At 67.2% G+C, this 16,842-nt stretch carries 15 protein-coding genes; all 15 read right to left on the bottom strand.

Annotation, left to right across the window (positions count from 1 at the left end; translation table 11 throughout):
* Position 1 precedes the first annotated feature (1 nt).
* The 15 genes from ACLMAL_RS09185 to ACLMAL_RS09115 all read right to left on the bottom strand — a co-directional run bounded on the left by ACLMAL_RS09185 (position 2) and on the right by ACLMAL_RS09115 (position 16,797).
* Positions 2-202 carry a hypothetical protein gene (locus tag ACLMAL_RS09185; protein ID WP_411998670.1) on the bottom strand — a complete coding sequence of 67 codons (201 nt, stop codon included), beginning with the start codon at positions 200-202 and terminating at the stop codon, positions 2-4.
* Positions 203-267: 65 nt separating this feature from the next.
* Entirely contained in the window at positions 268-1,125 is an 858-nt protein-coding gene (locus ACLMAL_RS09180; protein WP_328411423.1) for a DivIVA domain-containing protein, read from the bottom strand.
* Positions 1,126-1,194: 69 nt separating this feature from the next.
* Complete coding sequence (locus ACLMAL_RS09175) at positions 1,195-1,497, bottom strand: YggT family protein (RefSeq protein WP_228000883.1); 303 nt, start codon at positions 1,495-1,497, stop codon at positions 1,195-1,197.
* Positions 1,498-1,586: 89 nt separating this feature from the next.
* The gene (sepF, locus tag ACLMAL_RS09170; protein WP_411998669.1) at positions 1,587-2,372 is read right to left on the bottom strand and encodes a cell division protein SepF; all 786 of its coding nucleotides are present in this window, start codon (positions 2,370-2,372) and stop codon (positions 1,587-1,589) included.
* 187 nt (positions 2,373-2,559) lie between these two features.
* Entirely contained in the window at positions 2,560-3,321 is a 762-nt protein-coding gene (locus tag ACLMAL_RS09165) for a YggS family pyridoxal phosphate-dependent enzyme (protein WP_411998668.1), read from the bottom strand.
* A gap of 67 nt (positions 3,322-3,388) precedes the next feature.
* Entirely contained in the window at positions 3,389-4,117 is a 729-nt protein-coding gene (pgeF, locus tag ACLMAL_RS09160) for a peptidoglycan editing factor PgeF (RefSeq protein ID WP_411998667.1), read from the bottom strand.
* 121 nt (positions 4,118-4,238) lie between these two features.
* Positions 4,239-5,480 carry a cell division protein FtsZ gene (gene ftsZ / locus ACLMAL_RS09155; RefSeq protein ID WP_411998666.1) on the bottom strand — a complete coding sequence of 414 codons (1,242 nt, stop codon included), beginning with the start codon at positions 5,478-5,480 and terminating at the stop codon, positions 4,239-4,241.
* A 312-nt stretch (positions 5,481-5,792) separates the two neighbouring features.
* Positions 5,793-6,455, bottom strand: a complete 663-nt coding sequence (locus ACLMAL_RS09150; RefSeq protein ID WP_411998665.1) for a cell division protein FtsQ/DivIB — start codon at positions 6,453-6,455, stop codon at positions 5,793-5,795.
* Positions 6,456-6,461: 6 nt separating this feature from the next.
* Positions 6,462-7,985 carry a UDP-N-acetylmuramate--L-alanine ligase gene (gene murC, locus ACLMAL_RS09145; RefSeq protein WP_411998664.1) on the bottom strand — a complete coding sequence of 508 codons (1,524 nt, stop codon included), beginning with the start codon at positions 7,983-7,985 and terminating at the stop codon, positions 6,462-6,464.
* Positions 7,982-9,103, bottom strand: a complete 1,122-nt coding sequence (gene murG, locus ACLMAL_RS09140) for an undecaprenyldiphospho-muramoylpentapeptide beta-N-acetylglucosaminyltransferase (protein ID WP_411998715.1) — start codon at positions 9,101-9,103, stop codon at positions 7,982-7,984. Before murG ends, murC begins: the two co-directional genes overlap by 4 nt.
* Positions 9,104-9,108: 5 nt before the next feature.
* Positions 9,109-10,623 carry a putative lipid II flippase FtsW gene (ftsW, locus tag ACLMAL_RS09135; RefSeq protein ID WP_411998663.1) on the bottom strand — a complete coding sequence of 505 codons (1,515 nt, stop codon included), beginning with the start codon at positions 10,621-10,623 and terminating at the stop codon, positions 9,109-9,111.
* A 177-nt stretch (positions 10,624-10,800) separates the two neighbouring features.
* Positions 10,801-12,246 (bottom strand): UDP-N-acetylmuramoyl-L-alanine--D-glutamate ligase, encoded by a 1,446-nt coding sequence (gene murD / locus ACLMAL_RS09130; RefSeq protein ID WP_328411406.1) that lies wholly within the window; start codon positions 12,244-12,246, stop codon positions 10,801-10,803.
* Positions 12,247-12,295: 49 nt separating this feature from the next.
* Complete coding sequence (gene mraY, locus ACLMAL_RS09125) at positions 12,296-13,372, bottom strand: phospho-N-acetylmuramoyl-pentapeptide-transferase (protein WP_328411404.1); 1,077 nt, start codon at positions 13,370-13,372, stop codon at positions 12,296-12,298.
* Positions 13,369-14,979, bottom strand: a complete 1,611-nt coding sequence (locus ACLMAL_RS09120; RefSeq protein WP_411998662.1) for a UDP-N-acetylmuramoyl-tripeptide--D-alanyl-D-alanine ligase — start codon at positions 14,977-14,979, stop codon at positions 13,369-13,371. Before ACLMAL_RS09120 ends, mraY begins: the two co-directional genes overlap by 4 nt.
* A gap of 207 nt (positions 14,980-15,186) precedes the next feature.
* Positions 15,187-16,797 (bottom strand): UDP-N-acetylmuramoyl-L-alanyl-D-glutamate--2,6-diaminopimelate ligase, encoded by a 1,611-nt coding sequence (locus ACLMAL_RS09115; protein ID WP_411998661.1) that lies wholly within the window; start codon positions 16,795-16,797, stop codon positions 15,187-15,189.
* Between the last annotated feature and the right edge of the window lie 45 nt (positions 16,798-16,842).

The following is a 16,842-nucleotide window of genomic DNA, read 5'->3' as shown; positions in this document are numbered from 1 at the left end:
CTCAACGTTTAGCGTGTCGTCCCGGCGGTGGTGCGGAATCGCTGTCCGAGCTCCGCATGGACAGCGCACTCACCAACAGCAGCACGGCACCCAGTACACAGACAACGATGCATCCCCACGCCCACACCACCGATCCGGTGGTCAGCGCGGCCACTAGCAGGGCAAAGCCGATAGCGGCAAGGACGAGCGTCAAGACGAGCATGTTGACCCCCTAGGCATGCCAGGCGGCAGGACTACAAAGGCGGCCATGTCGGCCTGATAACGAGACTACTTGCCACCCTTGGCAAACGAGGCCGGCGCGAGATTATTGGCAGTATTGGCATCGGCGAAGGCGCCGTCGCCATCGACCGGGACGGCAGAGCCACGGTTCTCCAGCTCCTCGAGCTGCGATTCCAGGTACGACTTCAGCCGCACGCGGTATTCGCGTTCGAAGGTCTTGAGCTGCTCGATCCGGCTCTCCAGCACGCTGCGCTGCTGAGTGATGGTCGCCATGATCTCGGTGTGCTTGCGCTCGGCGTCCGCCTGCAGCGCGTCGGCCTTTTCCTTGGCCTGACGCAGCTGGTTGTCCGAGCGGGTCTGCGCGTCCGACAGCATCGCATCCGACTTCTGACGAGCGTCGGCAATCATGGCCTCGGAGCGAGTTCGGGCATCTCCGACGAGTCGCTCGGAATTTGCCCGAGCGTTCGAAAGCAGGTTCTCCGCTTCGGACTTGGCATCGCTGGTCAGCCGGTCCGCCATCTCCTGGGCGAGGCTGAGCACCTTGGCCGCCTGCAGGTTCGCATCGGCGCTCGGCGCTTCCTTGGCGACAGGCGGGGCCACCGGCATCGGGGCGGGCGGCGGGGCCTGCTGCACCGGAGGCTTGATGGGCTCCGGCGGCGGAGCCTGCTGCACCGGAGCTTTCACCGCATTAGGGCTGGCAGGGCCGCGATTCTTCTTGGCATCGGCCAGTTCCGCGTCCAGCTCGGCGACCCGTTGACGCAGGTCGGCGTTCTCCTCGATCAGCCGCGAGAGCTCCTGCTCCACGAGATCCAGGAAGGCATCTACTTCATCCTCGTTGTAGCCGCGCTTCCCGATCGGCGGTTTGCTGAACGCGACGTTGTGCACATCGGCTGGGGTCAGCGGCATGGAAGGATCCCTTCACGCGTCTTTTGGAGATCTAGCAGATCTAGCAAGCTATCTTCTCGGTTCATTCTGTCACACCGGGGCTACCGGTTGCCCGAGCCTGCCCACGATCGACATCAGGATGAAGACGATGAAAAGCAAGACCATAATCGACAGATCGAGTCGAATTCCCCCCAGTGACACCGGTGGTATCAACCGCCTCAGGAGTTTCACCGGAGGGTCTGTGATCGTGAAGATCACCTCGAGGATGACGACGACGAAGCCGCTCGGGCGCCAGTCGCGAGCAAAACTACGGATGAACTCGACGATCACCCGGCTGATCAGCAACAGCCAGAAGATGAACAGTACGAAGTACAGCACCGCGAACAAGGCCACGACTTCACTCTGCCCGAAAATCCCCGCCGCGCAAAATGACCACACCGCCCCATGCGTGACAGGTCTGAGACCACCCCCGGATCACACCGCTATTTCTGGTTGTAGAAGCCGGTTTCCGCGATCCTGCGCCGCTCCTCGGCCGATACGTCCACGTCGGCCGGTGAGAGCAGGAACACTTTGGTGGCGACCTTGTCGAATGAGCCACGCAGGGCGAAGGCCAGGCCTGCGGCGAAATCGACGAGCCGCTTGGCATCGGCGTTGCTCAGGTCGACCAGGTCCATGATCACCGGGTTGCCCTCACGGAACCGCTCACCGATGATGCGGGCCTCGCTGTAGTCACGCGGGCGCAGCGTCGTGATCTTGGACAAGGGACCTCCGTCCTCGAAGATCCCAGGACGACGCGCAGGGGTGGGCTCGGGGCGCACGCGCTCCTCCAGCCGCCGCTCCTCGGCATCGGGATCGACGGCGAGCGCACCCCTGGTGGCTCCCCGCATCATCGGCGCGTTGCCACCGGCACGGAATCGGCCCGCGGTCGGTGCGGACTCGATCCGGGTCGGGCGACGCGGCGCGTCGTAGCGGTCGTCACCGTAGGGCTCGTCGGCATAGTCGTCCCGACGGGACACCGGGTACCCGGCCTTGTACGGAGACTTGTAAGCCGGCTCCGGGTAATCGGATTCGTCATCGAAGCGATCGGCACCGTACCGATCGTCCGAATAACGGGGGGCGCCATAGCCCCCACGGTCGGAGTAGTCACGGGGCCTACGGGTGGCACGCTCGTCCACGCCACGAGGGGCATGCTCGGCGACATAGTCGTCTTCGTAATCCTCGAGCGGAACCATGCCGAAGTACGCCTTGAACTTGTGCAGCGTGCTCATGACTGCGCCTCGCTGTCGCTCGGCTCCGTCATGACCACGATTGTGGCTGCGTCGGTTACTCGCTCGCTGCGCTCGCTCATTCTGGTCGACCTTCCTTCGGCCCCGGTGGCGGCCGGGTGTTGAAGTCTTGCTCAGCCCTCTTCTGCCCCAAGCATATGTGTCGAATGTGACTGATGAGGTTTCTTTGCTACGCCGAGGTTATCGGTCGGGCGCCCATCAAGGCGGTTCCGACACGCACACACGTGGAACCGTGTTCAATCGCCGATTCCAGATCACCGGACATTCCGGCGGAAAGTTCTCGTGCGCCGGGATGGTCACGCAGTAGCCGGGCATGCACCGCGGCAAGGCGGGCGAACGCGGCGGTGGGGTCGACATCGAGCGGCGGAATCGCCATCAGCCCAGCCAGCCGCAGCCCTGCGGCGTCGGCAACCCGGTCCGCCAGCGCCGCAAGCTCTTGCGGTGCGACGCCGCCGCGGCCGGGATCCTCGTCGAGGCTGACCTGAACGAGCACCTCGACCGGGTCGGTCCGCTCCCCCGCATCCACCGCGGCGCGCGCCGCGGTGTCAAGAGCCATTGCCAGTCGTTCGCTGTCCACCGAGTGCACCGCATAGGCCCAGCGCGCAACGGTGCGTGCCTTGTTGCGCTGCAATCGGCCGATCATGTGCCAGCGCATATCCACCAGCCCGCCCAGCTCGACCGCCTTCGCGGTGGCCTCCTGCTCCCTCGACTCGCCGAACTCGCGGCAGCCCAATCGGTGCAGGATGGCGACATCGGCAGCCGGGAAGAATTTCGTCACCGGTAGCAGCCGCACCGACGCCGGATCACGGCCTGCCACTCGACAGGCCGCGCCGATCCGCTTGTTCAGCCCGGCCAGGTTCTCCGCCAGCTCGGCGGTCCGGCCGTCTACTGCATCGGCCGCAATGGTTTCCGACTTCGCCGCAGCACTCATGACACCGCCGTCCCGGCGCTCGGCTCCGTCGAAGCCGCCGATGCGGCTGCGCCGATGGTTCGCTCGCTCATGCGCCCGCCTGTGCCCAGATCACACTGCCTATCCTGCCGGTAGGCGCGCCGCGGCGGTGACTGAACAGGGTGCGATCCTCGATGGTGCAGCGTGGATCGACCGCGACGGCGGCGACACCGGCCTCGGTGAGCTGCCTGCGGATTCCGGCGCGCAGGTCCAGCGCGGGGGTGCCACGCACGGTGGTGGTCGCGCTGCCGGGCAGATGCGCTTCGACATCGGCGCGCATCGCGGCGGGCACCTCGTACTGGCGGCCGGAGGCGGCCGGGCCGAGGAAGGCGCCGATCCGATCGAGCCGGGCACCGACGGAGATCATCGCGTCGAGTACCCGTGGCACGATGCCGATCCGAGCGCCGATGCGTCCCGCGTGTACGGCGGCGACCACGCCCGCTTCGTCATCGGAGAGCAGAATCGGCACACAGTCCGCACTCAGGACCACCAGCGCGAGCCCCGGCACGGAGGTCACCAGCGCATCGGTCGCAGGAACCGGCTCGGACCTTGGTCCATCGACAATTTCGACATGGCGGCCGTGGATCTGTTCCATCCACACCAGCCGCTCGGGCGCCAGCCCGATTCCATCGGCCAGCCGATCCCGATTGCGCTGCACCGTCGCCGGATTGTCCCCCACATGATCGCCGAGATTGAACGAATCGTACGGCGGCGCTGAGAAGCCCCCCGCTCGCGTGGTGGTCACCCGTCGAACGGTCAGCGTCGGCGCAATTGTCATGGCACCAGCCTAACGGCCGGCGCCGCTCGGCCCCGAATGCGCGTATCCCACGTCACAGCCGTTTTCGGCCCCCGTCGTCCCGGCGGCCACCGGGACCCGGCCCCCGCCGGATCCTGCTTCTTTACCTGCGCATGAACGAGGGCACGTCGACGTCGTCATCATCGTCACCCGAATCCGGGGGTTCGATGTGCGTGCGCGAGTTGTTGGCGATCGTCGGCTCGGCGAGGGTGCGTGCGCGTTCGCTGTCCCGATAGCTGGGCACGGATCCCCGAGTGGAGGCTGACTGGCTTGCGGCAGAAGAGGTTTCGGCACGCGAAGACGCCGCCACCTCGCTGGCGCGGCTCTGCGCGATTTCGCCTGCGCGCGCGGAACCGATCGTGCCCCGGTTCGCGGGTTCGAAAGTACGCCGCGCGGGCGCGCCGCTGTCGAAGCCCGCCGCGATCACGGTGACGCGTACTTCGTCGCCGAGCGAGTCGTCGATCACCGTGCCGAAGATGATGTTGGCCTCGATGTGCGCGGCCTCCTGCACCAGCGAGGCCGCCTCGTTGATCTCGAACAGGCCCAGGTCGGAGCCGCCCGCGATCGAAAGCAGCACACCGTGCGCCCCGTCCATGGACGCCTCGAGCAGCGGTGAATTGATGGCCGACTCCGCGGCTTTCACCGACCGACCCTCACCACGCGCCGAACCGATGCCCATCAGCGCGCTGCCCGCACCGGACATCACGCTCTTGACGTCGGCGAAGTCGACGTTGATCAGGCCGGGGGTGGTGATCAGGTCGGTGATGCCCTGCACACCGTTGAGCAGCACCTCGTCGGCAGATCGGAAGGCGTCCATCAGACTCACCGCGGCATCGCCGAGCTGCAGCAGCCGATCGTTCGGAATGACGATCAGCGTGTCGCAGGACTCGCGCAGTAGGTTGATGCCCACCTCGGCCTGGTTGCCGCGCCGCTTGCCCTCGAAGGAGAACGGCCTGGTCACCACACCGATCGTGAGGGCTCCGAGCTTGCGCGCGATCTGAGCGACGACCGGCGCACCACCGGTGCCGGTGCCACCGCCCTCGCCCGCGGTGACGAAGACCATGTCGGCGCCCTTGAGCACCTCTTCGATCTCGTCCTTGTGATCCTCGGCGGCCTTGCGGCCGACCTCGGGGTCGGCACCGGCGCCCAGGCCGCGAGTGAGTTCACGACCGACGTCGAGCTTGACGTCGGCATCGCTCATCAGCAGGGCCTGCGCGTCAGTGTTGACCGCGATGAACTCGACTCCCTTGAGACCTTGTTCGATCATCCGGTTGACGGCATTCACACCGCCGCCGCCGATACCGACGACCTTGATCACTGCAAGGTAGTTGTGCGGGGGCGTCATTGGCTCTCGCCTTCCTTCGATCTAAAGCCTGTCGTTTTCGGATTCTCGACACTCGGCCGGGAGCAAACCCTAAACCTCAACCATAGGGTTGGCGTTATGTCAAGTATCCGACTGGTGCGGAACGCTATTCGCCGCCGCCGCGATCCGTGCGCAGGCGCGCCGAAACGAGTGAGGAGAATCTTGTGTGATCCCTCTCGTCTCGCCGCACAACACACACTATCGTGGACGGTTGCCCCCCGGCGCCCCGTCTCGGCGACCACCTCCGAAAGCGGAGCAGTCCACCGAAAATTCCCCGGGCGCAATGGGTGTCGATCACCTTACCGTGACGAGATTCGGACTCGAAACGTCGTAGACCGTGCCGTCCCTGGTGAGCAGCGGCAAAACCACAGCCGCTTTGCGTTGGGCGTCGTTCGTCCCGCCCCACAGTACCGTGCGGCCATCGTGCAGATTCAGCGAAATATCCGAAATCGACCGCGCGACAACCTCGCCCACCTGAACACTCACCGCGGGCGGCAGCGCAACCAGCACCGATACCGCGGCCCGGGTGACGGGATCGTCGGCGCCGGGATGCCCGGTGAGCAGTTTCGGCACACCGATCGGGGTGGGCTCGATTGCGAATTCGACGCTTTCGCCATCCACCAGATGCGCCCCCTGCGGGCTGTCGAAGAACAACACGGGGGTGCGCTCCTCCACCGTGACCTTGACCGTCGACGGAAATACCCGCTGCACCCGAACCGTGTGCACCTTCGGGATGCCGGCCACCCGCCCCGCCACCGATGTCGTATCGATACGCAGCATCGAACGACCCGACGGGATCTCCAACTGCTCGCGCACCTGCTGTTCGGACACCGCGACCAACCCGGCGATCCGGACGGTGCGCACCGAAAGCATGGGGGTGAACCAGGCCAGGACACCGAGAACGACGAGTACGCACACACCGAGCGCTCCCCACAGCCGGATTCGCCGCCACGGCATCGCGTCTCACCGCCCGTACTGTGGACGAGCTCGCAGCCCGTCGAGAATTTGGCTGCCGAGCATCGTGACATCACCTGCACCCATGGTGATCACCACATCGCCCGGCAGCGCCAGCGCCGCGACCTGACGGCCGACCCGCGACATATCCGGTTGGTAGTGCACAGGTTTGGTGACCGACTGCGCGACAAGCGCACCATTCACCCCGGGCAGCGGCTTTTCTCGCGCGCCATAGACATCGAGCACGACCACCTCGTCGGCCAGGCTCAGCGCGGCACCGAAGTCATCGGCGAAAGTGGCGGTGCGGCTGTAGAGGTGCGGCTGAAACACCACGATGACCCGACCCTGCCTGGAACGGGCGCCATCGCGGGCTTCCTGCTGGACCAGCTCGGCGGCGGCGCCGAGCACCGCACGTACCTCGGTCGGATGGTGGGCGTAGTCGTCGAAGACGCGGACGCCGTTTTCCCGTCCCGCGAACTGGAACCGGCGGTGTACCCCGCCGAAACCCTCCAGGCCCTGGACGATTTCGGCCATGTCTGCGCCCGCGGCGCGGGCCGCGAGCAGCGCGGCGAGCGCGTTGAGCGCCATATGCCTGCCGGGCACCGAGAGCCGCAGGGTGCGCGGCGCGGGCTCATCGGCGAGCTGGAACTGAACGACGCCACCGACATCGCGCGGCTCCCAGCTGTGCAGGCGCACCCCGACCGGTACCGGCGCGTCGGACAGCTCGCCCGAGCCGTAGCCGAGCACCCGAATGTTCTTCTCCGCGAGCCGGGCGCCGACGCGTTCGGCCAGTGCCAGCGAACCGGGATCGTCCAAGCACACCACCAGCAGTCCGCCCGCGGAGAGCCGATCGGCGAAATCGTCGAAGACCTGCACATAGGCCTCGTCCGAGCCGAAGAAATCCAGGTGATCGGATTCGATATTGGTGACCACCGCGACGTGCGGGTCGTATTGCAGCAGCGAGCCGTCGCTCTCGTCGGCCTCGGCGACGAAGATCTCACCGGTGCCGTGGTGGGCGTTGGTGCCCGCCTCGTTGAGTTCACCACCGACGGCGAAGGACGGATCGAGCCCGCAGTGCTGCAGGGCCACGATCAGCATCGACGTGGTGGACGTCTTACCGTGCGTGCCGGAAACCAGCAGCGTGCGATGCCCCTGCATGAGCGAGGCGAGCACGGTGGGACGCAACAGCACCGGGATGCCGCGACGATTCGCCTCGACCAGTTCGGGATTGGTCTTCGGGATGGCGGCATAGGTGGTGACCACCGCGGTCGGGCCACCGGGCAGCAGGTCGAGCGCGCTGCCGTCGTGGCCGATGCGCACTTGCGCACCACGAGCGCGCAGCGCGAGCACGCCGCGACTCTCCTTGGCGTCCGAGCCGGACACCGCACCGCCGCGCGCGAGCAGAATGCGCGCGATGCCGGACATGCCCGCACCGCCGATGCCGACCATGTGCACCCGCTCGAGTTCGGGCGGCAGCGCCGACCGCGCGTCCACGGCGGCGGCTTCCACCTGATTAACGCTCGATTCGCTCATCGGCCCGACACCTGCACGACGATCCGCGCGACTTCGTCCGCGGCATCACGGTGCCCGGCGCCTGCGGCGGACAGGCTCATCTCGATCAGCCGTGCGGGGTCGGTCAGCAGTGGGATCACCTCATCGATCACATATTTCGGGGTCAGTTCGGAATCCGCCACAATTCTGCCACCGCCTTGGCCGACGACCGGCCTGGCGTTGAGCTCCTGCTCGCCGTTGCCGTGTGGCAACGGCACATAGAACGCGGGCAGACCGACCGCCGACACCTCGGCGACGGTCATCGCACCGGACCGGCAGACGACCGCGTCCGCGGCGGCGTAGGCCAGGTCCATGCGGGAAAGATACGGCACGGCGACATACCGCGATCGATCGTCACCCGGGTCCGCGACATCGAGTGTGTTCTTGGGGCCGTGCGCGTGCAGGACCGAGATGCCTGCCGCGGCCAGCTGCGGCGCGGCGGCGGAGACCGCCTCGTTCAGTGTCCGCGCACCCTGCGAGCCGCCGAACACCAGCAGCACCGGGCCCGTGACGGGCAGGCCGAAGTGTGCGCGCGCCTCGGCCTGCAAGGCCGCGCGGTCCAGCGACGTAATGGAGCCACGCACCGGAATGCCGACGACCTCGGCATGCGCGAGCCCGGAATCGGGCACCGCAGCGAGCACGCGGTCCGCGCGGCGGGCGCCGACCTTATTGGCAATGCCTGCTTTCGCATTCGCCTCGTGCACCACCACCGGCACTGCACGCCTGCGCCGCAGCACCCCTTTGCCCGCGGCCAGGTAGGCGGGCAACGCGACGTAGCCGCCGAAGCCGACGATCACATCGGCCTCGACCGCATCGATGATCGCCCTCGTCCTGGCCACCGAGGCACGGACACGACCGGGCAGCCGCAGCAGATCGGCGGTCGGCTTACGCGGCAACGGCACCGGCGGGATCAGCTCGAGCGGATAGCCGCGCTCGGGCACGAGGCGAGTTTCCAGTCCGCGTTCGGTGCCGAGGGCGGTCACCCGGATCGAATCGTCGAGGCGTTTGAGCGCATCGGCGACGGCGAGTGCCGGCTCGATATGTCCCGCGGTACCACCACCCGCGACAATCACCGACAGCGGTCGGCCTGCGGGCCGCACGTCACTCACCTGGATCTTCCCCGATCTCTCGCATGATTCACCGGATAATTCGGCTCCCAAGCCCTGGTCGCCCGCAGCGAACTCGTGCCCCGGCGCTCCGGGGCACGACGTCTGCCGGAATCGGAGCCGGGCTGCGGACGACGCGCGGGCGGCAGCGCCTGTCGTGCCCGATCGGCACGGGCCTTCTCTGCGGACCTGGCCGCCCTGGCCGCGGCCGAGCGCGCCCTTGCCGCGTCCGCCCGTGCGGGGGAATACACCTCCGGCTTCGGCAGCCGCAGCAACCTGCTGAACCGGCCGTCCTGCCCGGCATGCAGTGCGGCGACCGCCTCCGGTTCGTGCCGGGCGGCGTTGGCAATGAGGCCGAACATCAAAAGAGTGATCGCCAGCGATGAGCCGCCAGCCGAAACGAGTGGCAGCTGTAGTCCGGTAACCGGAAGCAACCCGACCACATAACCGATGTTGATCAGGGCCTGGCCCGCGATCCATGTCGTTGCGGACGCAGTCAGCAGCCGCAAGAACGGATCCGCGGACCGGCTGGCGATACGGATGCCGGTATAGACGAAGAGAGCAAGTAAGGCGAGCACCAGACCGCAGCCCAGAAAGCCGAGTTCCTCGCCGATGATCGCGAAGATGAAGTCATTGTGGGCATTCGGAAGGTAACTCCACTTGGCTCGGCTCTGTCCCAGTCCTCGACCCCAGATGCCGCCATCGGCAAGCGAGTACAGCGCCTGCCGTGCTTGGTAGTTATCGCCCTGTGTGTCGGTACCGGGGTTGAAGAAGGACCGAACCCGATTCGATCGATAGCCAGCAGACATCGCGAGAACGCCCGCCGCGATCACACCTGAGATCGCGATGGTCACAAAGAGCCGAACCGGCAATCCTCCGTACCACAACAGCGAGCCGAGGACGAGACCTACCGCGACCGTAGTGCTGAGATTCGGCTGTACCACAATCAACAGGCAGACCAGCAGGCCAGCCGGGACAAGGGGCACCAGAATGTCTTTGAGGCTCGCCTGATCGGACCGTCGGGAAGCAAGTAGATGCGCGCCCCACACGATCAACGTGACCTTCACGATCTCCGACGGCTGTACCGATACCGGACCGAACATCAACCAGCGTCGCGCGCCCTGCACGCTGGTACCGATGCCGGGAACCAGCACCAGCAGCAGCGCGAGCACCGATAGCGCAAATATCGGGAACGACGCTTGTCTCAACAGGCGCAACGGGATTCGCAGCGCGATGTAGAACAGCACGGCGCCGAACACTGCGAACAGTGCCTGCTGATTGAACAATGAATACGCCGAGCCGCCCCCCGCATACTCCACGACCCCAGACGCCGAGAGAACCATTACCAGGCCGAGTGTCGTGAGCAGCGTGGCAATAGTGACAACCAGATGGAATGACGCAAGCGGCCGCGCCAGCCATGAACCGGCGCGCGCGCCCAGCCACCGAGTCGATGCCGACGGCCCGCTCACCTTCTGCGAGCTACCTGTCGGCGCAGATTTCCCGGGCTTACTCATGCGGTCACGCCGACTTCTTCGGGCCGGTATCTCCGCGGCGGCAGTCACAGGTATGACCAGCAGCCGCACCGATAGCGGTCGATCCTGTCACGACCTGATCAATCCGCGACAGCCACCGGGCCTTTCGCTCCGCCTCGAGCGAAAGGGGCCCCACGTGATGAGCGCGTATCACGGAGATCATCGGAATTCCCCGGCCTCAGCGGTTCCCAGATCACCGTCTTCCAGAGCGTGCACCGCCGCAGCGAAGCTGCGCCCGCGGTGCGTGTAGTCGGCGAACATGTCCAGTGAGGCCGCGGCGGGAGCCAAAAGCACGGTATCGCCTTGACGGGCGAACCCGGCCGCCGCGCGCACGGCCTCGGCCATGACGGCGTCGGCCTTCTCGGTTCTACCCATTCTTGCATCGTCTCCCGCGCGCACCTCGACGACCGGGATCTCGGGCGCGTGTCGCGCCAACGCAGCCGCGATTATCGGCGCGTCGACCCCGAACAGCACCGCGGCGACCAAACGGTCGGCAACCTCTTGGACAAGATCCTCGACCGCCGCGCCCTTCAATTGCCCACCGGCGAGCCAGATCACCTGTGCGTGGGCCAGGATCGACGACCGCGCGGCATGCGGATTGGTGGCCTTGGAATCGTCGATGAACTCGACGCCGTCCAGCTCACGCACGAAGGCCGCGCGATGCGGACCGACCTTGTGCTCGATCAGCCCCTCGCGCACGAACTGCGGTGCGACATCGATGGCCCGGGTCAGCGCCGACGCCGCCAGTGCATCGGCGATGCCTGCGGGTCCCTGCGGGCTGATGTCGCCGACTTCGGCCAGGATCGCTGCCTTGGTGAAGGCACGATCGAGCAACTTGCCGTCGACGACGCCGAGCTCACCGTCGGCGGGCACGCCGATCCGGAAACCGATGACCCGACGGGCTTTCGCACGGCGCGCGAGCGAGGCGGCGACCGGATCGTCGAGTCCGACCACACCGATCCGCCCGACCAGCGCGCGTGCCTTCGCGGCGGCGTAGGCGTCGAGGCCGCCGTGCCAATCCAGGTGATCCTCTGCCACATTCAGCACCACGCCTGCCTCCGGTCGCACCGAAGGCGCCCAGTGCAACTGGAACGAGGACAGTTCGACCGCGAGCACCTGCGGACCGGGGTTGCGCCGCAGCGCATCCAGGATCGGCAGCCCGATATTGCCGCACGCCACACTGGCGATGCCCGCGGCGCGCAGGATCGAATGCACCATCGAGGTGGTAGTGGTCTTGCCGTTGGTTCCGGTCACCACCAGCCACTTGCGGACCGGACCGTAGATCCTGGCCTGATCGACCCACCAGGCGAATTCGACGTCGCCCCACACCGGGGTGCCCTCGGTCACGGCCGCGGCGAGCACCGGCGAGTCCGGCCGCCAGCCCGGGCTGGTGATGACCAGCGCGAAGCGGCTCCAGTCCGCGGACTCCAGTTCGGTGCACGTCGCGATGTCGAGGCCGAGACCGGCCGCCTCGGCGAGCGCGGACGCGCCGCCGTCGGTGACCACCGGCCGGGCACCGATATCGCGTAGCGGCTCGATCAGCGAGCGTCCGGAGACGCCCCAGCCTGCCACGAGAACATCACGGCCACGCAGAAATTCGAGCATGGGCCCCGGCGTTCGCAGGGCCCTCGGAGAATGTTCGACCATCGCTAGTTCACCCGACCGCGGAGAGATATTCGCTATAGAACAACCCGAGTCCGACCGCGGAAGCGATCGCCGCCAGCAACCAGAATCGGATGATCACCGTAGTTTCAGCCCATTTGCTCAGCTCGAAGTGATGATGGAACGGTGCCATCTTGAACAACCGGTTGCGCGTAGTGCGGTACACCGCCACCTGCAGCACCACCGAGGCCGCCTCCGCCACGAACAACGCGCCGATGACGACCATCAGCAGCTCGGTCCTGGTGGTGATGGACAAGCCCGCCAGCATGCCGCCCAGCGCGAGCGAGCCGGTGTCACCCATGAAGATCTTGGCGGGCGCGGCGTTCCACCAGAGGAACCCGACGCACGCGGCAGCACCCGCGGCACAGACCAGGGCCAGGTCCAGCGGGTCGCGCACGTTGTAGCAACCGGCTTCCGGTTTGATCGCGCAGGCGTGGTAGTACTGCCAGAACGAGATGACCACGTAGCCGCCGAGTACCAGACTCATCGAGCCTGCGGCGAGACCGTCGAGACCGTCGGTGAGGTTCACCGCGTTGGACCAGGCGACCACGATGATGCAGACGAACGCCAGGAAAATGATCGCGCCCATCGACACCGTGGTGATGTCACGGACGTAGGACAGGTGCCTGCTCGCCGGGGTGAGCCCGTTCGCGCCGCGGAACTGTAGGGCGAGAACACCGAAGATCACCGCGGCGGCCAGCTGGCCGAGGTACTTGCCTGCGGCGGTCAGCCCGAGATTGCGCTGCTTGCGCAGCTTGATGAAGTCGTCGAGGAAGCCGACGAGGCCGAGTGCGGTGGTCAGTCCGAGCACCAGCAGTCCCGACGCGGACGGGCCCTCGGCGTCGTAGCCGATGCCGATCAGATGCGAACCGAGGTAGCCGGCCCACAGGCCGATCAGGATGGCGACACCGCCCATGGTCGGGGTGCCGCGCTTGGCCTGGTGGCTGGCCGGGCCGTCGACCCGGATCTCCTGGCCGAACCCCTGCTTGGCGAAGGTCCGAATAAGTAGCGGCGTCAGCAGGATCGACACCGCTAGCGCGATGCCCGCCGCGAATAGAATCTGCCTCATCCTGCTGCCTCCGTGTCAGATCCCGCCCTGGTCCCACCCACGTGACCCCGCGCACGCTCCGTACCGGTCAGATGTTCGGCGACCTCCCACAGGCCAACCGACTTCGATGCCTTGACCAGCACCACATCGCCCGCCTCGACTTCCTCGTCGAGCAGCGCGATGGCCGAGCCGATATCGGGAACGATGATCGACTCCTCGCCCCATGAGCCTTCCATCACCGCTCCCTGGTGCATCGCCCGGGACGGCCTTCCGGTCCCGACCACGATCAGCCGGTCGACATCGAGGCGTACCGCCAAGCGTCCGATCCGGTCGTGCTCGATCACCGACTCCTCGCCGAGTTCGCCCATTTCGCCGAGCACTGCCCAACTGCGCCGCGCGGTATCACCCGCGCGCGACATGGTGACAAGCGCCTTGAGTGCGGCCCGCACCGAATCAGGATTGGCGTTGTAGGAATCGTTGACCACGGTGACGCCGTCGGTGGTAGTCCGCACATCCATTCGACGGGCCGATGCAGCATGAGCGCCGGAGAGCGCTCGAGCGATGGTGTCGAGATCGGCGCCGCATTCCAGGGCTACCGCGACGGCGGAAAGGGCATTGCCGACCTGATGTTCGCCGTGCACGGCCAGTTGTATCGGGGTGCTGCCGGACGGCGTGTGCAGCGTGAAGGCTGCCCGCGCTTCGTCGTCGAGCCGGATATCGGTGGCTCGGATGTCGGCACGCTCGGACTGTCCGACGGTGACCACGCGTGCGGTCGTACGGTCGGCCATTGCGGCGACTTGCTGATCATCGGCATTGAGCACGGCGAGTCCGGCGGTCGGCAACGCCTCCACCAGTTCGCCCTTTGCCTGGGCGATCGCCTCGCGACTCCCGAATTCGCCGAGGTGGGCGGTGCCGACATTGAGTACGACGCCGATCCGCGGTGGCGCAACCTTCGCGAGAGCGGCGATATGGCCAGGGCCGCGGGCGGACAACTCCAACACCAGGAATCGGGTGTCGGCATCGGCGCGTAGCGCGGTCCACGGATGACCGAGTTCGTTGTTGAACGATCCCGGCGGGGCCACCACCGGGCCGAGCGGAGCGAGCACGGCGGCGAGCAGGTCCTTGGTCGAGGTCTTGCCGGAGGAACCGGTCACCCCGACGACCGTGAGTCCGCCTGTCGCGGTGTTGGATTGGCGGCGCTCGCGGGGCTCTGCGTGGTCACGCTCCGCTACCTCCTCCGAGCCCGTCGCGCCCGCCGCGGAAAGCCGTTCGACGCTGACCCGCGCCAGCGTGGCCAACGCGGCCAGTACCGCAGCGCCCGAGCCGTCCGAATCATGGGCCAGTGCAACCGAAGTCGCCGGAACCGCGCCCGCGGCGGGCGTCACCACGATGGCGGGCGCCCCGACCGGCCGAGCGGCCAGGACCGCAACCGCGCCCGCGGCAACCACCGCTGCGGCGAAATCGTGACCGTCGGCGTGCTCGCCGGGCAGGGCAAGGAACAGATCTCCGGAACCGATTCGGCGCGAATCGAATTCGACCGAACCCGTAACCGTCACCTCCGGGTCGGGGACGTCGTGCAGCGTGCCGCCGACGACGTCCGCGATCTCCCGCAGTGTCATCTCGATCATGAAACCGTCAAGTCCTCCGCGTCCGTACCGTGCGGACTTCGCTGTGCCGACTGGAAATGTTGTGTTGCGCCACCGCGGGCGTCTCGTCCTCGTCCAGCTCTGTCAGACCCGAAGTCGTTGTCTGCGTGGGCTGTTCGACTCATACTCGCGCCTTGCTGACGCTCGGCTCCGACGGGTGTCGAGCACGCAGGCACACCATCGGCTCGGTCATCCCTGCGCCTCGCTGACACTCGACTCCCGCACGTGCCCGGCGCGGCCCTCCAACGCCTCCGCAAGCACGTCACGGTCGTCGAAGCGATGCTTGACGCCCTGGATCTCCTGGCCTGGCTCGTGCCCCTTACCCGCGATCAGCACCACATCGCCGACGCGGGCCCAGTCGACGGCTGCGGCGATCGCCTCGGCACGGTCACCGATCTCACGCACCTCGCCACGGTCGCCGGCCGGAATCGCCAGTGCACCTGCGCTCAGCGCCGCCCGGATCGCCGCCGGGTCCTCCGAGCGTGGATTGTCATCGGTAATAATCAGCAGGTCGGCGCCGCGCGCCCCGGCCGCGCCCATCAACGACCGCTTGCCCGCATCGCGGTCACCACCGGCGCCGACGACAACGGCCAGCCTGCCGGGAGCTTCCGGATTGTCGGCGGCGAGGTGCCCGCGCAGGGTCGCGATCACCGATTCCAGCGCGGCGGGCTTGTGCGCGTAGTCGACGATGGCGAGGAAGTCCTGGCCCCGGTCGACCCGCTGCATCCGGCCCGGCACATCGACGGTAGCCAGCGCGGGCCCAGCGATCGCGGGATCGACATCGGCGGCCGCGCACACTGCAACCGCGAGCAGTCCGTTCGCGACGTTATAGCTCCCCGGAAGACGTAGGCGCACATCCACATTCACACCGGGTCCGGCAGCGGTGAACTCCTGCTCGCCGCCGTGTGCCACCACCGGACCGGTCAGATGCCAGGTGCTGCTCGCCGCCGCGATCCCATCGATCGTGGCCACGGTGATCGGGGCATCGATGTCGGCGGCCAACCGCTTGCCCCACTCACTGTCGACGCAAACGACTGCGGTGCGCGCGGCGACCGGCGAATCCGGTTCGAACAGCCGCCGCTTGGCGGCGAAGTAGTCCTCGAAGTCGGCGTGGAAGTCCAGGTGGTCCTGCGACAGATTGGTGAACGCACCCACCGCGAAGCGCACGCCGTCGACCCGGCCCAGCGCGAGTGCGTGGCTGGAGACCTCCATCACGACCGCGTCCACGCCCTGCTCGACCATCAGCGCGAACATCGCGTGCAGCTGCGGCGCTTCGGGGGTGGTCAGCGCACTCGGCACCCGACGGCCGCCGATCCTGGTCTCGATCGTGCCGATCAGCGCGGTGGACCGGCCCGCGGCGGCGAGCCCGGCCTCCACGAGATAGGACGTCGTGGTTTTGCCGGAGGTGCCGGTAATGCCGATGATACGGAGCCGCTGCGAGGGGTTGCCGTAGATGGCGGCCGACAGTTCGCCGAGTACCGCGCGCGGCTGTTCGCGCACCAGCACCGGCACGCCGACCTCGCCCGCCAGTTCTGCGCCCGCTGCGTCGGTGAAAACCGCGACCGCACCACGCTCGACAGCGTCACGGGCGAATCGCGCTCCGTGCGCTTGCGCACCGGGCAGCGCGGCGAACAGGTCTCCCGGCAGCACGGCGTTCGAGCGCTGCTCGATGCCGGTGACCGACACCTCACGCGCAGTCGGCGCACCGCGTAACTCTGCGGCGACCGAGTTAGCCAGAGTCGTCAACAATGACGCCGGTGGGCACTCGGGCCGCAACGCGCGCGGTTGACCAGACTGCACAGAAACCAGGCTCCTCTCGGGGGCGGTGATCGACGTGTCAGGTTA

Source organism: Nocardia sp. CWNU-33 (genome assembly GCF_046764895.1).
In the GTDB taxonomy this organism is placed as follows: Bacteria; Actinomycetota; Actinomycetes; order Mycobacteriales; family Mycobacteriaceae; genus Nocardia.
The sequence above is the reverse complement of the archived record's forward strand: the minus strand, read 5'-3'. Positions and strand labels throughout refer to the sequence as shown.

Coding starts and splice junctions, on each gene's coding strand:
- ftsZ (WP_411998666.1), bottom strand. CDS start 5,480: ATGACGCCCCCGCACAACTACCTTGCAGTGATCAAGGTCGTCGGTATC.
- murD (WP_328411406.1), bottom strand. CDS start 12,246: ATGCTCGAATTTCTGCGTGGCCGTGATGTTCTCGTGGCAGGCTGGGGC.
- ACLMAL_RS09120 (WP_411998662.1), bottom strand. CDS start 14,979: ATGATCGAGATGACACTGCGGGAGATCGCGGACGTCGTCGGCGGCACG.
- ACLMAL_RS09185 (WP_411998670.1), bottom strand. CDS start 202: ATGCTCGTCTTGACGCTCGTCCTTGCCGCTATCGGCTTTGCCCTGCTA.
- pgeF (WP_411998667.1), bottom strand. CDS start 4,117: ATGACAATTGCGCCGACGCTGACCGTTCGACGGGTGACCACCACGCGA.
- ACLMAL_RS09165 (WP_411998668.1), bottom strand. CDS start 3,321: ATGAGTGCTGCGGCGAAGTCGGAAACCATTGCGGCCGATGCAGTAGAC.
- ftsW (WP_411998663.1), bottom strand. CDS start 10,623: ATGAGTAAGCCCGGGAAATCTGCGCCGACAGGTAGCTCGCAGAAGGTG.
- sepF (WP_411998669.1), bottom strand. CDS start 2,372: ATGAGCACGCTGCACAAGTTCAAGGCGTACTTCGGCATGGTTCCGCTC.
- ACLMAL_RS09180 (WP_328411423.1), bottom strand. CDS start 1,125: ATGCCGCTGACCCCAGCCGATGTGCACAACGTCGCGTTCAGCAAACCG.
- ACLMAL_RS09150 (WP_411998665.1), bottom strand. CDS start 6,455: ATGCCGTGGCGGCGAATCCGGCTGTGGGGAGCGCTCGGTGTGTGCGTA.
- murC (WP_411998664.1), bottom strand. CDS start 7,985: ATGAGCGAATCGAGCGTTAATCAGGTGGAAGCCGCCGCCGTGGACGCG.
- mraY (WP_328411404.1), bottom strand. CDS start 13,372: ATGAGGCAGATTCTATTCGCGGCGGGCATCGCGCTAGCGGTGTCGATC.